The 17803-nt window shown below is 71.9% G+C and carries 17 protein-coding genes; 9 read left to right on the top strand and 8 right to left on the bottom strand.

The window, feature by feature from the left end; genetic code table 11:
* The first annotated feature begins 18 nt into the window (after positions 1-18).
* Positions 19-1098 carry a sensor histidine kinase gene (locus tag BLR49_RS01925; protein ID WP_092532511.1) on the top strand — a complete coding sequence of 360 codons (1080 nt, stop codon included), beginning with the start codon at positions 19-21 and terminating at the stop codon, positions 1096-1098.
* Positions 1099-1107: 9 nt separating this feature from the next.
* On the opposite strand, the gene BLR49_RS01920 is transcribed toward BLR49_RS01925, so the two are convergent.
* The 3 genes from BLR49_RS01920 to BLR49_RS01910 form a co-directional block, all read right to left on the bottom strand.
* Positions 1108-1791 (bottom strand): VTT domain-containing protein, encoded by a 684-nt coding sequence (locus BLR49_RS01920; protein ID WP_092532508.1) that lies wholly within the window; start codon positions 1789-1791, stop codon positions 1108-1110.
* A 181-nt stretch (positions 1792-1972) separates the two neighbouring features.
* Complete coding sequence (locus tag BLR49_RS01915; RefSeq protein WP_092533374.1) at positions 1973-2548, bottom strand: GtrA family protein; 576 nt, start codon at positions 2546-2548, stop codon at positions 1973-1975.
* A 46-nt stretch (positions 2549-2594) separates the two neighbouring features.
* Positions 2595-3806 (bottom strand): hypothetical protein, encoded by a 1212-nt coding sequence (locus BLR49_RS01910; protein ID WP_092532505.1) that lies wholly within the window; start codon positions 3804-3806, stop codon positions 2595-2597.
* 231 nt (positions 3807-4037) lie between these two features.
* Here BLR49_RS01910 and BLR49_RS01905 point away from each other — a divergent pair, with 231 nt between their 5' ends.
* The 3 genes from BLR49_RS01905 (at position 4038) to galE (ending at position 7056) form a co-directional block, all read left to right on the top strand.
* Complete coding sequence (locus BLR49_RS01905) at positions 4038-5291, top strand: 5-(carboxyamino)imidazole ribonucleotide synthase (RefSeq protein WP_092532502.1); 1254 nt, start codon at positions 4038-4040, stop codon at positions 5289-5291.
* A 147-nt stretch (positions 5292-5438) separates the two neighbouring features.
* Positions 5439-5930 carry a 5-(carboxyamino)imidazole ribonucleotide mutase gene (gene purE / locus BLR49_RS01900; RefSeq protein WP_092533371.1) on the top strand — a complete coding sequence of 164 codons (492 nt, stop codon included), beginning with the start codon at positions 5439-5441 and terminating at the stop codon, positions 5928-5930.
* A 124-nt stretch (positions 5931-6054) separates the two neighbouring features.
* The gene (gene galE / locus BLR49_RS01895; RefSeq protein WP_092532499.1) at positions 6055-7056 is read left to right on the top strand and encodes a UDP-glucose 4-epimerase GalE; all 1002 of its coding nucleotides are present in this window, start codon (positions 6055-6057) and stop codon (positions 7054-7056) included.
* Between the two features lie 92 nt (positions 7057-7148).
* Here galE and BLR49_RS13200 read toward each other — a convergent pair whose 3' ends face one another.
* Both BLR49_RS13200 and BLR49_RS01885 read right to left on the bottom strand, forming a co-directional pair.
* Positions 7149-8660, bottom strand: a complete 1512-nt coding sequence (locus tag BLR49_RS13200; protein WP_245690305.1) for an LCP family protein — start codon at positions 8658-8660, stop codon at positions 7149-7151.
* Between the two features lie 46 nt (positions 8661-8706).
* Positions 8707-9984: an LCP family protein gene (locus tag BLR49_RS01885; protein ID WP_092533366.1), complete on the bottom strand. Its 1278-nt coding sequence runs from the start codon at positions 9982-9984 to the stop codon at positions 8707-8709.
* Between the two features lie 146 nt (positions 9985-10130).
* Between BLR49_RS01885 and BLR49_RS01880 the strand changes: the two genes are divergently transcribed.
* Positions 10131-11021, top strand: coding sequence for a glycosyltransferase family 2 protein (locus BLR49_RS01880; RefSeq protein ID WP_092532496.1), 891 nt, complete (start codon positions 10131-10133; stop codon positions 11019-11021).
* Positions 11022-11074: 53 nt separating this feature from the next.
* Here BLR49_RS01880 and BLR49_RS01875 read toward each other — a convergent pair whose 3' ends face one another.
* Positions 11075-11428, bottom strand: a complete 354-nt coding sequence (locus tag BLR49_RS01875; protein ID WP_092532492.1) for a DUF2304 domain-containing protein — start codon at positions 11426-11428, stop codon at positions 11075-11077.
* 21 nt (positions 11429-11449) lie between these two features.
* The gene (locus tag BLR49_RS01870) at positions 11450-12166 is read right to left on the bottom strand and encodes a glycosyltransferase family 2 protein (RefSeq protein WP_092532489.1); all 717 of its coding nucleotides are present in this window, start codon (positions 12164-12166) and stop codon (positions 11450-11452) included.
* 97 nt (positions 12167-12263) lie between these two features.
* Between BLR49_RS01870 and BLR49_RS01865 the strand changes: the two genes are divergently transcribed.
* Genes BLR49_RS01865 through BLR49_RS01850 form a run of 4 tightly spaced genes read left to right on the top strand, consistent with a single transcriptional unit; the run spans position 12264 to position 16336 of the window.
* A complete protein-coding gene (locus BLR49_RS01865) occupies positions 12264-12938 on the top strand; it encodes an acyltransferase (protein WP_092532486.1) in 675 nt (224 codons plus the stop codon).
* On the top strand, positions 12938-14068 hold the full coding sequence (locus BLR49_RS01860; RefSeq protein ID WP_092532483.1) for a DegT/DnrJ/EryC1/StrS family aminotransferase: 1131 nt from the start codon (positions 12938-12940) through the stop codon (positions 14066-14068). The genes BLR49_RS01865 and BLR49_RS01860 overlap by 1 nt, the downstream gene beginning before the upstream one ends.
* Before the next feature lies 1 nt (position 14069).
* Entirely contained in the window at positions 14070-15086 is a 1017-nt protein-coding gene (locus BLR49_RS01855; RefSeq protein WP_092532480.1) for a Gfo/Idh/MocA family protein, read from the top strand.
* Positions 15083-16336, top strand: coding sequence for a glycosyltransferase family 4 protein (locus BLR49_RS01850; RefSeq protein ID WP_092532477.1), 1254 nt, complete (start codon positions 15083-15085; stop codon positions 16334-16336). Before BLR49_RS01855 ends, BLR49_RS01850 begins: the two co-directional genes overlap by 4 nt.
* Before the next feature lie 175 nt (positions 16337-16511).
* Here BLR49_RS01850 and wecB read toward each other — a convergent pair whose 3' ends face one another.
* Positions 16512-17618, bottom strand: coding sequence for a non-hydrolyzing UDP-N-acetylglucosamine 2-epimerase (wecB, locus tag BLR49_RS01845; RefSeq protein ID WP_092532474.1), 1107 nt, complete (start codon positions 17616-17618; stop codon positions 16512-16514).
* Between the last annotated feature and the right edge of the window lie 185 nt (positions 17619-17803).

Here is a 17803-nt window from a genome sequence, read left to right as displayed (position 1 = left end):
CCGAAGAAGGCAGGAGCAATGCGACGCCGAGCGATGCAGATGACCATGGCGGCAGTGTCCGTTGCCGTCATGCTCCTGGGGGTGCCGCTGGGCGGGGCGTGGATCGCCGTCGCCTCCCGCGCCTCCTCCGACAGCGAGGATCACCTGCGAGTCATCTTCATCGTCGTGCTGACCACCGTGGCCCTGGCCGCCGTGGCCCTTGTGGCCGCCTACATCGTGGCGGCCAAGGGGTCGCGCCGCATCAGTGCGCCCCTGATCTACCTGGCGGCCGAGGCCGAGCAGCTTGGCTCCGGCCAGGTGCGTCCCCGGCTGCGCAGCAGCGGCATTGAGGAGATCGACCTGGTGCAGGCGGAGCTGGTGCGCAGCGCCGAGCGCGTCGCGGGCCGCATCGCCGCCGAACGGCAGTTCGCCTCCGACGCCTCCCACCAGCTGCGCACCCCCCTGACTTCGCTGAACCTGCGGCTGGAGGAGATCGAGCTGCTGTCCACCCAGGAGGAGGTGCGTGAGGAGGCCCGGGCCTGCATCGAGCAGGTCGACCGGCTCACCGGCGTCGTCGAGGACCTGCTGCGCATCTCCCGGCGCACCGGCGGCGGCACCACCGAGGCCCTCCACCTGACCGACCTGTTCGACCAGCAGCGCGAGGAGTGGGAGCCCGCCTTCCACGACGCGGGACGCGAAATCACCTTCACCGACGAGATCGGTATGCCGGTGCTGGCCACCCCCGGCTCGCTGGCGCAGGTGCTGGCCACCGTGATCGAGAACTCGCTGCGCTACGGCGGTGGCACGACGAGCGTGTCGGTGCGCAGCGCCAACGGCGGGCACGGGGTCTTCATCGACGTCGCCGACGAGGGCGAGGGCGTGGCCGAGGACATCGCCCCGAACGTCTTCGAGCGCAATGTCTCCGGGCACGGCTCCACCGGCGTGGGTCTGGCGCTGGCCAAGGACCTGGTGGAGGCCGACGGCGGGCGCATCGAGCTGTCTCAGCGCAAGCCCGCCGTCTTTTCGATTCTCCTCAACGCGGTGCCCAAGTCGCTGGACCCCAACAACGTGCTGCCCCGGGGGGCGCTGGTGAGTGTGGGGCGGCGGCGGCGGATCTGAGTCGACGCCTTACTCGGCGACCTCGACGGCGATCGGCTCGGAGGACTTGCGGCCCGAGCCCAACTTGTTGCGCAGGGCGGTGATAAGCATTGGCGCCACCGACACGAAGACGATCCCCAGGATCATGACGTCGATGTTCTCCTGGATCCACTTGATGGACCCGAGGAAGTAGCCGAGCCAGGTGATGGCGAAGGCCCAGAACGTGGCTCCGAGCACGTTGAAGCCGAAGAAGTGGGAGTAGCGCATACGGCCCACGCCGGCCATCACCGGGGTGAAGGTGCGCACGATCGGCACGAACTGGGCGAGCGTGATCGCCTTGCCGCCGTGCCTGGCGAAGAAGGTAGAGGTGCGTTCGACGTACTCCTGCTTGAACAGGCGCGAGTCCTCCCGGTTGAAGATGGCAGGCCCGGCCTTGCGGCCGATGGCATAACCGGTCTGGTTCCCGATGATGGCGGCGATCCACACCAGGGGCGCGGCCACCCAGATGTGCACGCCGACGGCGCCGGTGGCCACGAACATCCCCAGCGTGAACAGCAGGGAGTCCCCGGGGAGGAAGAAGCCGACCAGCAGGCCGGTCTCGGCGAAGATGACCAGCATGACGCCGACGATCGCCCAGGGGCCGAACCACTCGACGATCTTGGTGATGATGTTGGCGGCGTCGAGCCATTCAGGGCCGAGACCGGGAGCAGGCATAGCAGGCAGCGCAATCACGCCCTCAGCGTAGGAACAAAACCTGGGTGCGCGCCGAGACGGGCGCCGCATCCCGGCTGTGGAATCGGGCACGCGCATGTGAGCCCCATGGCTTGCTGCGCCTCGGCGGGGGTGGGCCTCGACGTCCCGTGGAAGCCTCCGGCCGCCGTCCCGGGCCGATGCGTCAGCGGGACTCGACGCCGGCGCCGCCGGTGAAGACGACGTAGTGGTAGAAGAAGAAGCGGAAGGCTGTGCCCAGGGCGAAACCGACCACGTAGGCGGAGATATTGTCCGCCAGCGGGCCGGTCAGCTGCAGGATGTGATGGGTGAACAGCAGGCAGAACTGGGTGATCAGGATGCCGCCGGCGTTGGCGAAGGCGAACAGGAGCGCCTCCCGGGCCGTGCTCTCGCGGGTGCGGCCGCGGTAGGTCCAGGACCGGTTGGCCACCCACGAGAAGCAGGTGGCTACACAGGCGGAGATCACGTTGGCGGTGTTCGGGTGTCCGGCGAGGACTCCCATCGGGCCGTGCTGGAGCAGGTTGAACAGGCCGGAGTCGATGACGTAGGCGAGCGCGCCGACCAGCCCGAACTGGGTGAACTCCTGCAGCCAGGCGAGCAGGCGTGTCATGAGCGTGGCCGGGGCGCCGGTGCCTGCCGCGGGTGCGGCCGCGAGGCGCCGCGTCTCCTGGCCGGGACTCGGGGTCTTCGATCCGATGCCGGCGGGCGCTGCCCCGTCGGGAACCTGCACCGACGCGCCCATGTCAGCGGCCACACCCTCCGGTCTCATTTCTGTCACGGGCACGATTCTACGGCACCCAGGTGACGGCACTGTAGCCGTCCCATATCCAGCTGATCCAGAACACCTGCCCGACGACGCCCGCGACCAGCAGCGCTGAGCGCACCCGCGGCGTCGTCCTCGCGGCCAGCGCCCACCCCACCGGGGCGAGTGGCAGCAGCAGGCGGAACACCGACGTGGTCGGATCGAAGAAAGCCAGGAGGTACAGGGAATAGCCCACACACCACAGCCACGCCGGTGCGCCCAGTCGCCGCAGCGAGGGCGCCGACAGAACGAGCCCGCCCACAACCACGACGCCGACCAGCAGCACCCAGCCCAGATGATCGCCCACCCACCACTGCCCGCGTGTGAGCCACGGCAGCAGTGGCGTCAGGGCGCCGCCCCGCCAGGAGGTCTCCGTGGCGGTGTAGGCGTCGGAGCGGCCGGTCACCACCCAGGCAATCAGCGGCCAGGCCAGGGCGCTGGCCGCCGCCACGCCCGTCAACCCCAGCAGGCGCAGGCCCTTGCCCCGAAGCGGCGCCTCGGCGTCTCGGCGAGCACGCACCGTCTCCCACAGCCACCACAGCCCCAGCGTCGCCGTCAGCGGCACGCCGAGCGGACGGGCGAAGGCGGCCACGAGCACGGCCGGCGCCGCCGCCAGGAAACGGCCGCGCTCAGCCAGCAGGAGCGCCAGCGCCGCAGCCAGCAGGCCGAGTGATTCGGCGTAGGGCAGTTGCAGCACCACGGCGCACGGCGAGCACCAGACCAGCGCCACCGCCCACAGCGAGGTCTTCATCCCCACGCGGGGTGCCAGCCAGCGGTCCATGACCAGTGCGGCCAGCGCCGACGCCACCAGCGACACGACCGTGGCACAGGCGTAGAAGGACCAGCCCGTCCAGGTCAGCGCGGAGGCCAGCAGCGGCAGCAGGGGCATGAAGGCCCAGGCGTTCTGCTGCACCGCGCCGTCCGCGCCGGTCGGCAACTGCGTCGGATAGCCCTCACGCACAATCCGCTCGTACCAGCCGGAGTCCCAGAAGGAGGCCTGCTGCATCCAGGACGGCGCCGCCGGAGCCCACACCGTGGCCCCGGTGTCCTGAGCGCCCAGACGCAGCAGCAGGAGGGAGAGTGCCGTTGCCGCCCCCCACACCAGCAGCACCTGGCTCCGGTGCGGCAGCGCGCCGGCTCGCCGACCGGGCCGGGCCGCCGCGTCGGCGGGGGGCGAGTCGGCGGCAGGTGCGGGCATGGGGGAGCCGTTGGCAGGCGCGGGGGCTGCGGAGGGAGCGGACACGACGCCAGCGTACGGCTCCGCTGCGCACCGGCGCCGGTGCCCGCATGAGTGACATGCCGAGGCCGGCACAACCGGCGTGTCGGGACCGGCCGAAGCCGGGCGCGGCGTCAGCACCCGCCTGGCGCCTGGCGGACCGGCTGGCGGACCTCCACGACGGCGCGTCGGCCACACCGCTAGGCTGATGCCGTGAGCGCACCCATTCTCGCCGTCATCGGAGGTGGCCAGCTGGCCCGCATGATGCAGGAGGAGGCCTCGGCCCTGGGCATCCACCTGCGCACTCTGGTGGAGGCGAGTGACGGCTCGGCCGCTCAGGTGACGGTCGATGCTCCGGTGGGACGGGCGACGGACGCCGACGCCGTGCGCGCCCTGGTGGCGGGCGCGCGGGCACTCACCTTCGAGCATGAGCACCAGGACTCGGTGCTGCTGTCCCGGCTGCAGGCCGAGGGCGTGCGGGTGCGCCCCGCCCCGGAGGCGCTGGAGCTGGCCCGTGACAAGCTCGCCATGCGTCGCGCCGTCGACGCAGCCGGTCTGCCGCAGCCGGCCTGGGCCGAGATCGCGGGAGACGCGCAGGAGATGCGTGCCCAGGTGCTCGCCTTCGCCGCCGCCCACGGCTGGCCCGTGGTGCTCAAGACTCCGCGCGGCGGCTATGACGGGCACGGCGTGCTCATGCTGAACTCCGCCGCCGACCTGGACGACGGCGACGCCTCCGTGTGGCTGAAGGCGACCGCGGACGCCCGCGCCGGACGCGCCACCATCGGCACCGGCGGTGGCGGCAGCCTGGGCGGCGGTGCCGTAACCAGCCTGCTGGTGGAGGAGGCGATTCCCTTCACCCGGGAACTGGCGGTGCTGCTGGCGCGCCGCCCCTCGGGTCAGATCGCGCTCTGGCCGGTGATCGAGTCCGTGCAGGCGGACGGAATCTGCGTGGAGACCGTCGCTCCGGCGCCCGGCCTGGACGCCGCCGCCGTCCAGCAGGCCGAGCACATCGGCCGCACCATCGCCGAGCGCGCGGACGTGACCGGGGTGCTGGCCGTGGAGCTGTTCGCCGTCGAGGGCTCCGCGGCAACCGGCCTGTACGTCAACGAGTTGGCCATGCGCCCCCACAACTCCGGTCACTGGACCCAGGACGGCGCCGTAACCAGCCAGTTCGCCCAGCACCTGCGCGCCGTCCTCGACCTGCCGCTGGGGGCGACGACGCCGACCGCCCCGGCCACCGTCATGGTCAACTTCCTGGGCGGGGAGCGTCAGGCGCCCGCCGACGCTCTGACCCGTGCCCTGGCGCTCGAACCGGAGGCGCGCATCCATCTGTACGGCAAGCAGTGGCGGCCCGGGCGCAAGCTCGGACACGTCAGCATGACCACCACCGCCACGGACCCGGAGGGGATCGCCGCCGTGCGCGAGCGACTGCGCGCCGTCGTCGCCATGCTGCGCGGCGAGGCCTGAGCGGGCCGCAGATCGGGACGGCATAGGCTTGGTGCGTTCGCCACCGCGTCGCGGCCGGTGCGGGCTGGCGGAGCAAGCGGCAGATTTCAACCCAGGAGCAGCCACGTGAACAACCAGCAGGACCAGCAACCAGTCGTCGGCATCGTCATGGGCTCGGACTCCGACTGGCCGACCATGCGGGCCGCCGCGGAGGCCCTCGACGCCCTGGACGTGCCCTACGAGGCCGACGTCGTCTCCGCCCACCGCATGCCCGATGAGATGCTCTCCTACGGGCGCGAGGCGGCCGGGCGCGGCCTGCGGGTCATCATCGCCGGGGCCGGTGGCGCCGCCCACCTGCCGGGCATGCTCGCCGCCGTGACGGAGCTGCCCGTGATCGGCGTGCCCGTGCCGCTGAGGTACCTGGACGGCATGGACTCGCTGCTGTCGATCGTCCAGATGCCCGCCGGTGTGCCGGTAGCCACCGTATCCATAGGTGGTGCCCGCAACGCGGGCCTGCTGGCCGCCCGCATCCTGGGTGCGGGGGAGGGGACCGAGGCGCAGCGCCTGCGCACCGCCATGCGCGCCTTCCAGAGCGAGCTCGCCGATATGGCTCATGCCAAGGGGGAGGCCCTGCGTCGGGAGGTCGCCGCCCGCGACTGAGGCCGGCGCCGGAGCGAGTCCGGCCCGCCGTGAGCCCATGTCGGTGCCGGCGCAATCAGCGCCGGCCCGGCGAGTCGGACCTTGGGCACATACGGGGTGGCGGCATCGCCGGTACGATCGCCCCATGAGCATCCTGGTTGCGGGAGGCGCCGGATACATCGGTGCCCACGTTGTTCGTCTGTTGCAAGAGCGTGGGGACGAGGTCGTCGTCGTCGACGACCTGTCCTACGGAACCCCCGGCCGTGTGGGAGACGCCGAGCTGGTCGAGCTCGACGTCGCCGCCGGCAATGCCACCGAGGTCCTGACGGATCTGATGGACCGCAAGGGCGTCAAGGCGGTCATCCACTTCGCCGCCCGCAAGCAGGTGGGCGAGTCCGTGGCTCGGCCCGCCTGGTACTACCAGCAGAACGTGGGCGGCCTGGCCAACATGCTGCTGGCCATGGAGCAGGCCCGCGTGGAGCAGATGATCTTCTCCTCCTCCGCCGCGGTATACGGCATGCCGCCGGTGGAGGTGGTGCCCGAGGACATCGACTGCCACCCCATCAACCCCTACGGGGAGACCAAGCTCATCGGCGAGTGGATGATGGCGGACTGTGAGCGCGCCTGGGGGCTGCGCTGGGCGGGGCTGCGCTACTTCAACGTCGCCGGCGCCGGCTGGGACGACCTGGGTGACATGGCCACCCTCAACCTCATCCCCATGGTGATGGACCGCCTGGCCCGCGGCGAGTCCCCGAAGATCTTCGGCACCGACTACCCGACCCCGGATGGGACCTGCATCCGCGACTACATCCACGTGCGCGATCTGGCCAGCGCCCACATTGCGGCGCTGGACCACCTGGCCGGACAGCAGGAGATGCGCGAGCACGTCTTCAACGTCGGCACCGGCAGGGGCTCCTCGGTGCGCGAGGTGGTCTCCAAGGTCATCGCTGCCGTCGCCGCCGCCACCGGCCACGAGGTGCAGCCCGAGGAACTGGACCGGCGTGCCGGCGACCCGCCGCAGCTGATCGGGGATGCCACTCGGATTCGCGAGGTCCTTGGCTGGGTGGCAGAGCACGACCTGGACGACATCGTCTCCTCGTCCTTCTCCGCCTGGCAGGCAGACCCCGACCGGCCTCACTTCGGCTGAGCCCGGCCCGGGCCCGGGACGCCCCGCGCCTGCAACGCTTAAGCCACCGCCCCGCGCCGCACCCGTTTGGGAGCGGCGCGGGGCGAGGTCCATCAGGACTGGTTGAAGTCCTCGACCGTAAGCTCGCCCTCGCGCAGCCTGGCGAAGAAGTCGGGGGCGGTGGTGTCCTCAAGCAGGACGGCGGCGCCGATGCCTCCCGGCTCGTAGTCCAGGCTGGCGATGGGCGGCGCCCCGGTCAGGCCGGCGTTGGAGGCGGAGCGGAAGGCGAGCAGCATCTTGCCCAGGTCGAGCATGGAGGCGTCCTCGTCCACAGTCAGTGCCTGCGTGCCGGCGTCCACCAGCGTGTCCTGCTGCGAGAAGCTCGTCAGCGTGGAGGTCGAGACCGCCTTGGATACGACGGCGGAGATGACCGCCCGCTGTCGCAGGGCGCGCCCGATGTCGCCGGTCGGATCGGATTTGCGCATGCGCGAGTAGGCGAGCGCCTTGGCTCCGTCGACCTCCTGGCACTCGCCCTGGGAGGTGTCCCACACCAGTCCGGAGTCGGCGTCGTTGACGTCGTAGTCCAGGCAGACGTTGATGCCGCCGACGGCGTCCACCAGGGAGGACACCCCGCCCATGCCGACCTCCACGTAGTGGTCGATGGTCAGTCCGGTCAGCTGCTCCACCGTGGATACCAGCAGAGCGGGGCCGCCGTAGGAGTAGGCGGCGTTGATCTTGTTGCCGCCGTATCCGGGGATTTCCACATAGGTGTCGCGGGGCAGGGAGGTCAGGGAGGCCTGCCCGCCGGGGGCCTTGTGCAGCAGCATGATTGAGTCGGAACGGGCACCCTCGGTGTTGTCGGCGACGGCGCCGTCGGCCCGCGAGTCGGAGCCGACGATCAGCCAGGTCTCGCCGGGGGTGTCCGCCGCGCCGGACAGGGCCTCGACGCGCTGCAGCTTGGAGTTCACGTCGTGGATGAGCCAGGCCGCTCGGGCGCCCACCAGTGCCAGCAGGACGACCAGCGCCACCACCACCCAGCGCAGCAGGCGACGGCGCCTGCGCGCGGGCGGCTGCGGCGGGGCGGGCTGCGTGTGCTGATTCAGCGACGACGAGGGGACGTACCGGGCCGAGCGCGCCGGGGTGCGCGGTCTGGAGACGTTTCGGCTGCGGGCGGACGGGGCGGTCCCGGCAGGCATGACTCGGGTGGCGTCGCGGCCGCCCGCGGTCCGGGAGTCGGCGGAGGCCAACGGCACCGCCGAGGACCCCGCCCGTGCCCGGCTGCGGGAGGTAACGCGTTCGGGGGCACCGGGGGCGTTGCGCGGGGAGGCGACTGCGTCCGCAGCGCCGTGACCGCGGTCCGACGCGGCTGCTGGCCCGCCGCTGGGCGACGCCGTGGCCGCCCGCCGCGGCGTGAGCGGCTTGCGCGGCGCGGCCCCGCCGCGAGTACCGGCGTCGCCGCCATGGTGTCGGCTGGGCTGCTGCACGGACTGCTGGGCGGGTCGGCCGTTGCGCCTCGCCTGCCGGTCGGCTTGCCGGGACGAAGGACTCGCGGCGCCGGCGCGGCGACGGGGCCTACCGGTTCCGGGGGTGAATGACGGGGGAAGATCGTCGTCGTTGGTGCTCACCGCTGGCTGACCTCCTGTCCCTGCGGCTCGGTATGCGCGTCGTCTGTCAGTAGCACTGGGCGGCGGGATCCTCCGTGGTCGCATCGGCTGTCGGCGTACGGCTGTCCGCGGCGGCATCGGGCTGGTCGGATCCGGCGTCGGACTGCGTCGGCTGATCCTCCTGCGTCGCGTCTGCGGAATCGGCGTCGGACGAGGAGTCGGCGCCCTCCTGGGTGTCCCCGCGCAGGGCCTCGGAGATCGGCGTATCGGCCTTGAGCGCCGCCCAGACGTCAGCGGCCTCGTCCGTGGGCAGTGCGCGGTTGAGATCCCAGGGAGCCTCCTCGTTGGGCATGGTGATGAGGATCGTCTGGTCCATGCCGACGTCGCTGATCGACATCGCCAGGCCTGCGAGTGTGGTGAGCGAGCCGATACCCGGAGAAGAGGTCAACGAGCCCAGGGCGGCGCGGGCGAAGCTGTACAGGGCGTCGGCGTCGGTGAAGTAGTTCTTCGACTTGGCGGTTCTTAGCATCGCCGCCACCAGATTCTGCTGGCGGGGCATGCGCTGGCGATCCGAGCCGTCGCCCACGCCGTGGCGCACGCGCGCGTACTGCAGTGCGGTGGCGCCATCAAGGTGCTGGCAGCCGCTGCTCATGACCAGGCCGGTGAACTCGGTGTCGTTGATGTCCTCGTCCACGTACAGGTTGACGCCGCCGAGCGCGTCCACCGTGGTGGTCAGGCCGTTGAAGTCCACCACCAGGTACTCGTCGATGTACAGGCCCGTGAGGTCCTCAATCGTGGCGAGAGTACAGGCCACGCCCGCGGCGACGGCGGCGTCGTCGTCGCTGGCGCCGGCGCCGTTGGCGAAGGCGGTGTTGAACGGGGTGTAGGACATGGCCTCGGTGGTGCCGCCGTCGGCGGTCCGGCAGGAGGGGATGTCCACCAGAAGGTCGCGCGGGATCGAGACGATCTCGATGCGGGAGCGGTCCGCCGGGAGGTGGAGGATCATGGTGGTGTCGGAGCGCGCCACCGCCACCTCCTCGCTGCCCTCGGAGCCGTCGACGTTATTCGCCCCCGCGCGGGAATCGGTTCCCAGGATGAGGATATTGACCGGCCGTCCCTCATAGCTGTCCGTCACCTGCCGGGCCCGGTCATCGTCCAGGAGGCCGTTGATGTCCAGCGTGTTCACCTGGGACTGGAGGTCGTGGTAGGCGATGCCGACGCCGGAGACGATGAACAGCACCACGGCGAACCCGGCCAGCAGGAGCCTGCGCGCGGCGCGCCGGGTCAGATCCTTGGCGGAGTGCCGCGCATTCGGTTTGGCTTTGGCGTGGGATGACACGGCCATGATCATAAGGAACCCGTCTGTGAGGGGCTGTGAGTCTGCATCCTGCGCACGGAGGAGTCTCGGACGCTTGTCGTCGTCCCACTTTAGGGCATGCCGCCGTGGCCGTCGTGCAGACGCGGGCGCCCGGCGCGTGTAGTCTCCCACGCGTGACTGACGCAGCACCCAGACCGCCCAGCGCCTCAGCCGGGACGCCGCCGGGAACGGTTCGCGTCGTCACGGTCGCCTACAACCCCGGTGAGGAACTAGACCGCTTCCTCGAGTCCTTGCGCGCCGCCACCGCTCGGACTCCCACGATTGTCATCGCCGACAACGGCACCGAGCATGAGCGTGTCAACCGCGCCGCCGAGCGGTACGGGGCGCGCGTGGTCGGCGACGGCACCAACCGCGGCTACGGGGGCGGTGCCAACCTCGCCGCCCGCGATCTGACCGAGGACTGGCTGGTGGTCGCCAACCCGGACATTCTCTGGCGCCCGGGAAGTCTGGATCTGTTGATCGAGGCGGGTCGTGCGGAGCCCCGGGCCGGCTGCCTCGGGCCGCGACTCCTCAATCCCGATGGAACCGTCTACCCGTCCGGCCGGGCCCTGCCATCGCTGGTCGGCGGGGCCGGGCATGCCGTCCTCGGGCGTGTCTGGCCCGGTAATCCCTTCTCCGTCGCCTACCACGGCACCAACGAGGACGTCACCCACGCCGTCGGCTGGCTGTCCGGTGCCTGCCTGTTGTTGCCCGCGGCGGCCTGGAAGCGCCTGGGCGGCTTCGACGAGGGCTACTTCATGTTCTTCGAGGACGTCGATCTCGGGGCGCGCGTGGGCCGGGCCGGCTGGCTGAACCTGCAGGTTCCGGGTGCCGTCGTCGTCCACGCGCAGGGCGCCAGCTGGAAGCGTCGCCCGGAGCGCATGATCCGGGCTCACCACGCCTCGGCTCGCCGCTACGTCAGCGCCAGCCACCCGGCCGCCTGGCAGGCGCCGGTGCGCTGGGCGGTGTCCGCGGGGCTGAAGGCCCGCGAGGAGATCGCGGTACGCGCCGCCCGGCGCGGCTGAGGCCGTAAGCAGGAGTCTGTTGGCTTCGGTCGCCTACGGCGAGCGGCGTGCCTTCAGGGCAGCGCGGGCGGCGGCGGGGCGTCGTTGAGCGCCACCCGCCGGGCCAGCCGGGTGATCTGCCGCTCGCGGGCGGCATTGCGGCGGAAGGACGACAGGATCTGGAACAGGAAGGCCACCACCAGCGCATACAGCAGCAGGTCGGTGCCGCGGCCGACCCCCACCAGGTGCGCCAGCTGAGTGAGCAGGGACGGCGCCAGGATCGCGGCGATCGCGAAGACGACGAAGGCCAGCGTCAGTAGGCGGCGGCCGGCCTGATGACGCGCCCCGCCGGGCGACCGCAGCATCATCCACCCCATGGCGGCGACCGCAACGATGAGGAGGACCTGGATGATGATCTGCGAGCTCATGGCATCAAGTATGGCGGCGCGTCACGAGAACAGCAGGTCGACCAGGATATTGATGGAGTTCCACAACGACTGCCCCTTGCCCTTGGAGTACTCGGTGTAGGCGATGTGCACGGGGAACTCGCGCCACGGCAGCCCGGTGGCGCCGAGCTGGCGGACGATCTCGGAGGCGTGGGCCATCCGGTTCTGCCGCAGGTCGAGCTGCTTGGCCGCGTCGCGCCGGATCACCCGTAGACCGTTGTGCGCGTCGGTCAGGTGCATGCCGGTGGTGCGCGAGGCGGCCACCGCCGCGGTCTTGAGGATCAGCCGCTTGAGCCGGCCCACGGGGGAGGGCCCCTCCAGGAACCGTGATCCCAGTACGAAGGCCAGGTCCTCATCGCGGGCCGCCCGCACCATGGCGGCGGCGTCTGCCACCGAGTGCTGCCCGTCGGCGTCGAAGGTCACCAGGTAACGGGCGTCGGTGCGCTCAAGCACGTAGGTGATGCCGGTCTGCAGCGCCGCCCCCTGCCCCAGGTTCAGCGGATGCCGGACGACGACCGCGCCGCCCGCCTCGGCCCGCTCCGCCGAGTCGTCCTTGGAGCCGTCGTCGACGGCGACGACCAGCGGGAAGGTGCGGCGCGCCTCCTCAATGACACCACGTACCACCTGGGACTCGTTGTACAGGGGCACAACGAGCCAGGCATCGGTTATCGGGCTAACCGGCACGGGCGGCTGCGTCTGGGAGCCGTCGGTGGATGTCATCGCCGCATTCTCGCACAAGCCTGGCTTAGTATGGCGGCGCAGTGCCGCCCGATCGGGTCGGTGCCCGACAGCATGCCGCAGGCAGTGAGGAGCCGCCATGAGTCCGGCCAGTCCCGCCCGGATCGCCCCGTCCGCCGACGTCTCTCCCGATGCGACCATAGGCGACGGCTCGTCCATCTGGCATCTGGCCCAGGTGCGCGAGCATGCCGAGCTCGGTGAGGGCTGCATCGTTGGCAGGGGTGCCTACATCGGTGAGGGCGTGCGCCTGGGCCGCAACTGCAAGGTGCAGAACTATGCGCTGATCTACGAGCCCGCCCGCCTGGCCGACGGCGTGTTCGTGGGCCCCGCCGTCACCTTCACCAACGACCACTTCCCCCGCGCCGTCAACCCCGACGGCTCTCTTAAGTCGGCCTCCGACTGGGAGCCGGTCGGCGTCACCGTGGAGGAGGGCGCCTCCATCGGGGCGCGTGCCGTCTGCGTCGCGCCCGTGCGCATCGGAGAGTGGGCCACCGTGGCCGCTGGCGCCGTCGTCACCAGGGACGTGCCCGCGCATGCGCTGGTGGCCGGGGTGCCGGCTCGCCGCATCGGCTGGGTCGGGCGCGCCGGGCAGCCGCTCGTCCCCGTCCAGGAGGGCGGCGAGACGCCCGACCTCATCGAACCGACTGCCGCTGCGGGCACCCGCCGGTGGCGCTGCCCCACCACCGGCGCCCTGTACGAAGAAACACTTGCCGCCAACAGTTCCGAAAACACGATCCGGGAGGTCACCCACTGATGTCACGCGAGTTCATCCCCGCCGCCAAGCCGATCATCGGAGATGAGGAGCGGGCCGCCGTCGACGCCGTCATGGCCTCCGGCATGGTCGTGCAGGGCCCGCAGGTTGCCGCCTTCGAGGAGGAGTTCTCCGCCCAGGTGGTGGCCGGCGCTAACAGCGTCGCCGTCAACTCCGGCACCTCCGCCCAGCACCTGGCCACCCTGGCCTGCGCCCTCAAGGCCGACGGCGGCGCCCCGGAGGTCATCGTCCCCTCCTTCACCTTCGCGGCCACCGGCAACTCCGTGGCCATCACCGGCGCCAAGCCCGTCTTCGCCGATATCGACCCGGTCACCTTCACCCTGGACCCGGCCTCGGTGGAGGCCGCCATCACCGAGAACACGGTCGCCATCGAGGTGGTGCACCTGTACGGCCTGCCCGCCGACATGGGCGCGATCATGGAGATCGCCGTCCGCCACGACCTGGCGGTCTTCGAGGACTGCGCGCAGGCGCACGGCGCCGCCGTCGACGGCAAGCCCGTGGGCACCTTCGGCGCATGGGGCTCGTTCTCCTTCTACCCCACCAAGAACATGACCACCCTCGAGGGCGGCATGGTCACCACCTCCGATGCCGAGCTGGCGCGCCGCGTGCGCCTGCTGCGCAACCAGGGCATGGAGAAGCAGTACGCCAACGAACTGGTGGGCCTGAACAACCGCATGACGGACGTGGCCGCCGCCGTCGGCCGGGTGCAGCTGAAGAAGCTGGGCGGATGGACCGAGACCCGCCGCGCCAACGCCGCCGCCCTGGACGCCGGGCTCGCCGCCGTCCCCGGCGTACTCACCCCCGCCGTCCCCGACGGCTACCGGCACGTCTACCACCAGTACACGATCCGCCTGGACGGGGCCACGGCCGCCGAGCGCGACGCGGCCCAGAGCGCGCTGCGCGAGGAGTGGCAGGTCGGCACCGGGGTGTACTACCCGATCCCCAACCACCGCCTGGAGTCCCTGGCCCCCTACGCCCCCGACCTCGAACTGCCGAACACGGAGCTGGTCGCGCGCGAGTGCCTGTCCCTGCCCGTGCACCCCTCCCTGTCCGAGGCCGACCTGGAGCGCATCGTGCAGGCCGTCGCCGCCGTCGTGAAGGCGGGTGCCTGACATGGCTGAAACGAGCAAGCCCCAGGGCCCCGGCGCCCCGCTGCGCGTGGGCCTGATCGGCCTGGGATCCATGGGCCGCCACCACGCCCGCGTCATCCGCGCCACCGAGGGCGTCGAGCTGGTGGCCGTGGCCGACCCGGGTGGCGACCGCTTCGGCGTCTCCGGGGAGCTGCCGGTGCTGCCGGACGTGCACGCCCTCATCGACGCGGGCCTGGACGCCGCCATGGTCGCCGTCCCCACCGTCTACCACGAGGAGGTGGCCCTGGCGCTGGCCGAGGCGGGCGTGCCCACCATGGTGGAGAAGCCCATCGCCCACTCCGTCGAGGCCGGCGAGCGGGTGCGCGACGCCTTCGCCTCCCGCGGCCTGGTGGGCGCCGTCGGCTACGTGGAGCGCTGCAACCCTGCCCTGCGCGCCCTGCGGGAGCGGCTCGACGACGGTGAACTCGGCCAGGTCTACCAGGTCCTCACCCGGCGCCAGGGCCCCTTCCCGGCGCGCATCAGCGACGTCGGCGTGGTCAAGGACCTGGCCACCCACGACGTCGACCTGACCGCCTGGGTGGCCGGCTCGCCGTATGTGTCCATCAGCGCCCAGGTGGCCCACCGCTCCGGGCGGGAGAACGAGGACATGGTGGTCGCCTCCGGGCGGCTGGCCAGCGGGGTGATCGTCTCCCACGTGGTCAACTGGCTGACCCCCTTCAAGGAGCGCGTCACCATCGTCACCGGGGAGAAGGGCGCCTTCGTGGCGGACACGCTCACCGGCGACCTGACCTTCTACGCCAACGGCACCGTGGCCTCCGACTGGGATCAGGTGGCCATCTTCCGCGGCGTCACCGAGGGCGACGTGATCCGCTACGCCATTCCCAAGCGCGAGCCGCTGGCCCTGGAGCAGGAGCGCTTCCGCGACGCCGTGCGCGGCCTGGGCAGCGAACACGTCACCATGGCCGAGGGCGTGGCCACGCTGCGTGTGGTCGAGGCGGTGCTGACCTCCGCGGCCGAGGGACGCACCGTGCAGCTGTGAACCGGCGCGCGCTCGCTCTGGCCGCCGCGGGCACCGCTGCGGCACTCGCGGCGGCCGCCCTGCGCGCCCGCCCGCGTGGCGGAGCGCCCCGGGTGGTGCTGGCGACCCGCCTGTACGCCCCCGAGCCGGCCGCGGCGGCCCTGCGCCTGCGTGGCCTGGCCCGCGCCCTGGCCGACGCCGGCGCGCAGGTGAGGGTGCTGACCTCCACCCCGCCGGGCCTGACCGCCCCTGCCGACCCCGGCGTAACCGTGTACTCCGCCCCGGCGCTGCGCGACGAGAACGGCTATATCCGCGGCTACGCCCAGTACCTCAGCTTCGACATTCCGCTCGCCGCCCGCTTGCTGGCCGGCCCCGCGCCGGACCTGATCGTCGCCGAGCCGCCGCCCACCACCGGGGCGGTCGTGCGCGCGGCCGCCGCCCTGCGGGGCACCCCGTACGCCTACTACGCCGCCGACGTGTGGTCCGACGCCGCCGCCTCCACCGGCGCCCCCCGCTGGGTGGTCGGCGCCCTGCGGAGCGTAGAGCGGCTGGTGCTGCGCGGCGCCCGCGCGGTGCTGGCCGTCAACGACGGCGTGGCCGAGCGGGCGCGCGAGCTCGGCGCGCGGGAGGTGACTGTGGTGCCCAACGGCATCGACACCGAGGTGTTCACCCCGGTAGGCCCGCGCGCCGCCCAGGCACCGGCGGCACCGTACTTCCTGTACGCCGGCACCGCCTCGGAGTGGCAGGGGGCGGGCGTGTTCATCGAGGCGCTGCGGCGGGTGCACGAGTCGGTGCCGGAGGCGCGGCTGGTGTTCCTGGGACAGGGCAGCGACTGGCAGGCGCTCAAGGAACTGGCGGGCGGGGATGAGCGCGTGGAGTTCCGGGATCTGGTGCTGGCGGCCGAGGCGGCCACCTGGCAGCGCGGCGCGGTGGCCGCAGTGGTGTCCATCCGGCCCGGCCTCGGCTACGACTTCGCCTATCCGACCAAGATCTTCGCCGCCCTGGCCTGCGGTACCCCGGTCGTGTATGCCGGGCCGGGACCTGCCCGGGCCGACCTGCCGGCGAACTCCCTGGGCTGGGCGAGCGATTACGACGTCGAGCAGGTCGCCGCCTCCATGCTGTCCGCCCTGAAGGCGGCCCGCGTGGACGACGCGCAGCGGGCGGAGGCGGCGGAGCGCCGTCGGGAATGGGTCATGCGGCACCGCTCCATGCAGGCTGCCCTGCGCGACGCCGCCGAGGTGCTGCTGGCCGAGGTGTCGCTGGCGGACTGACACGCGACTTTGTGCTCTGATACGAGCTTTTGCACCCTGGTGTACGCCTATTTGGCGCACACCAGAGTGCAAAAGTTCGTACCAGCGTGCAAAAGCTCGTAGTAGAGGTGGGTGGCGCTAGTAGGCGGTCGGCCGAGCCGGGCCAGTCAGAGCGGTCCGGCCGGGTGCGGGCCGGTCAGAAGGTGACGGTGCCGGCGCGGGCGCGCAGCTCGGCCACCACCCGCTCGGCGGCCCGACCATCCCCGTAAGGAGCGGACACGGCCGCTTCCGGCTCGGCCGGCCGGGGCCGGGAGGCCGCATCCACCAGCGCCGCTCCGGGCTCCACCAGCACGTTCCAGCCCAGCTCCACCGTCTCCACCCACTCGGTCTGCGGCCGCACCGTGGTGCAAGGCACGCGCAGCAGAAAGGCCTCCTTCTGCAGGCCGCCGGAGTCCGTGATCACGCCGCGCGCGTGCAGGGCGGAGGCGATCAGCTCCGGGTAGGCCAGGGGCGGGTGCACCAGCAGCTGCGAGCCCGGGGCGGTGCTCACGCCGTCCAGGTCGATGCCGTGCTCCGCGCACTTGGCCACCAGCCGCGGATGCGCCAGCAGCACCACCGGATGGTCCACGCCCGCCAAGGCATCCAGCACCGCGCGCAGCCGGGCGGCGTCGTCGGTGTTCTCCGCCCGGTGGATGGTGGCCAGCGAGTAGCCGCCCTCAGCCAGGCCCAGCTCGCGCATCACCGGCGACGGCGACCCCGCCACCTGATCGCGCACCCGCAGCAGCACGTCGGTCATGACGTCGCCCACCACCACGGTGCGCTCGGCCAGTCCCTCGGCGGCCAGGTGCGCGGCACCCACGGCGGTGGGGGTGAGCAGCAGGTCGGCGGCGTGGTCGGTGAGCACCCGGTTGATCTCCTCCGGCATGGCGCGGTTGAAGGAGCGCAGGCCCGCCTCCAGGTGCGCGCTGGGCACGTGCAGCTTGACCGCCGCCAGCGCACCGGCGAGCGTGGAGTTGGTGTCCCCGTAGACCAGCACCCAGTCCGGGCGCTGCTTGGCCAGCACTCCGTCCATCGCCGCCAGCATCGCCCCGGTCTGCACACCGTGCGAGCCCGAGCCCACCCCCAGGTGCACGTCTGGCGCCGGGATGCCCAGGTCGCGGAAGAACACGTCCGAGAGCATGGGGTCGTAGTGCTGGCCGGTGTGCACGATCACGTGCTCCGCGCCGGCGGCGGCGCAGGCGTGGGCGATGGGGGCGAGCTTGACGAACTGGGGACGGGCCCCGACCACGGAGAGCACCTTCATGGCTCGGACTCTACCGGCAGGCAGGCCCCGTCAGGCGCGCCCGGAAGCCGTCGTCGGCACGGCCCGTTCCGGCGCCCGCCGCGGCAACCGATCTCGGCACGTAACTTCTACCGATCTCGGCGTGTGGGGGCGGGGAAGCGCCGACGCGAAGGGCTCGCGCTCGGATGCCCCTGGATATACTCGCC

Source organism: Actinomyces ruminicola, from assembly GCF_900103885.1.
GTDB lineage: Bacteria > Actinomycetota > Actinomycetes > Actinomycetales > Actinomycetaceae > Actinomyces > Actinomyces ruminicola.
This window is presented reverse-complemented; position numbering and strand designations above follow the sequence as displayed.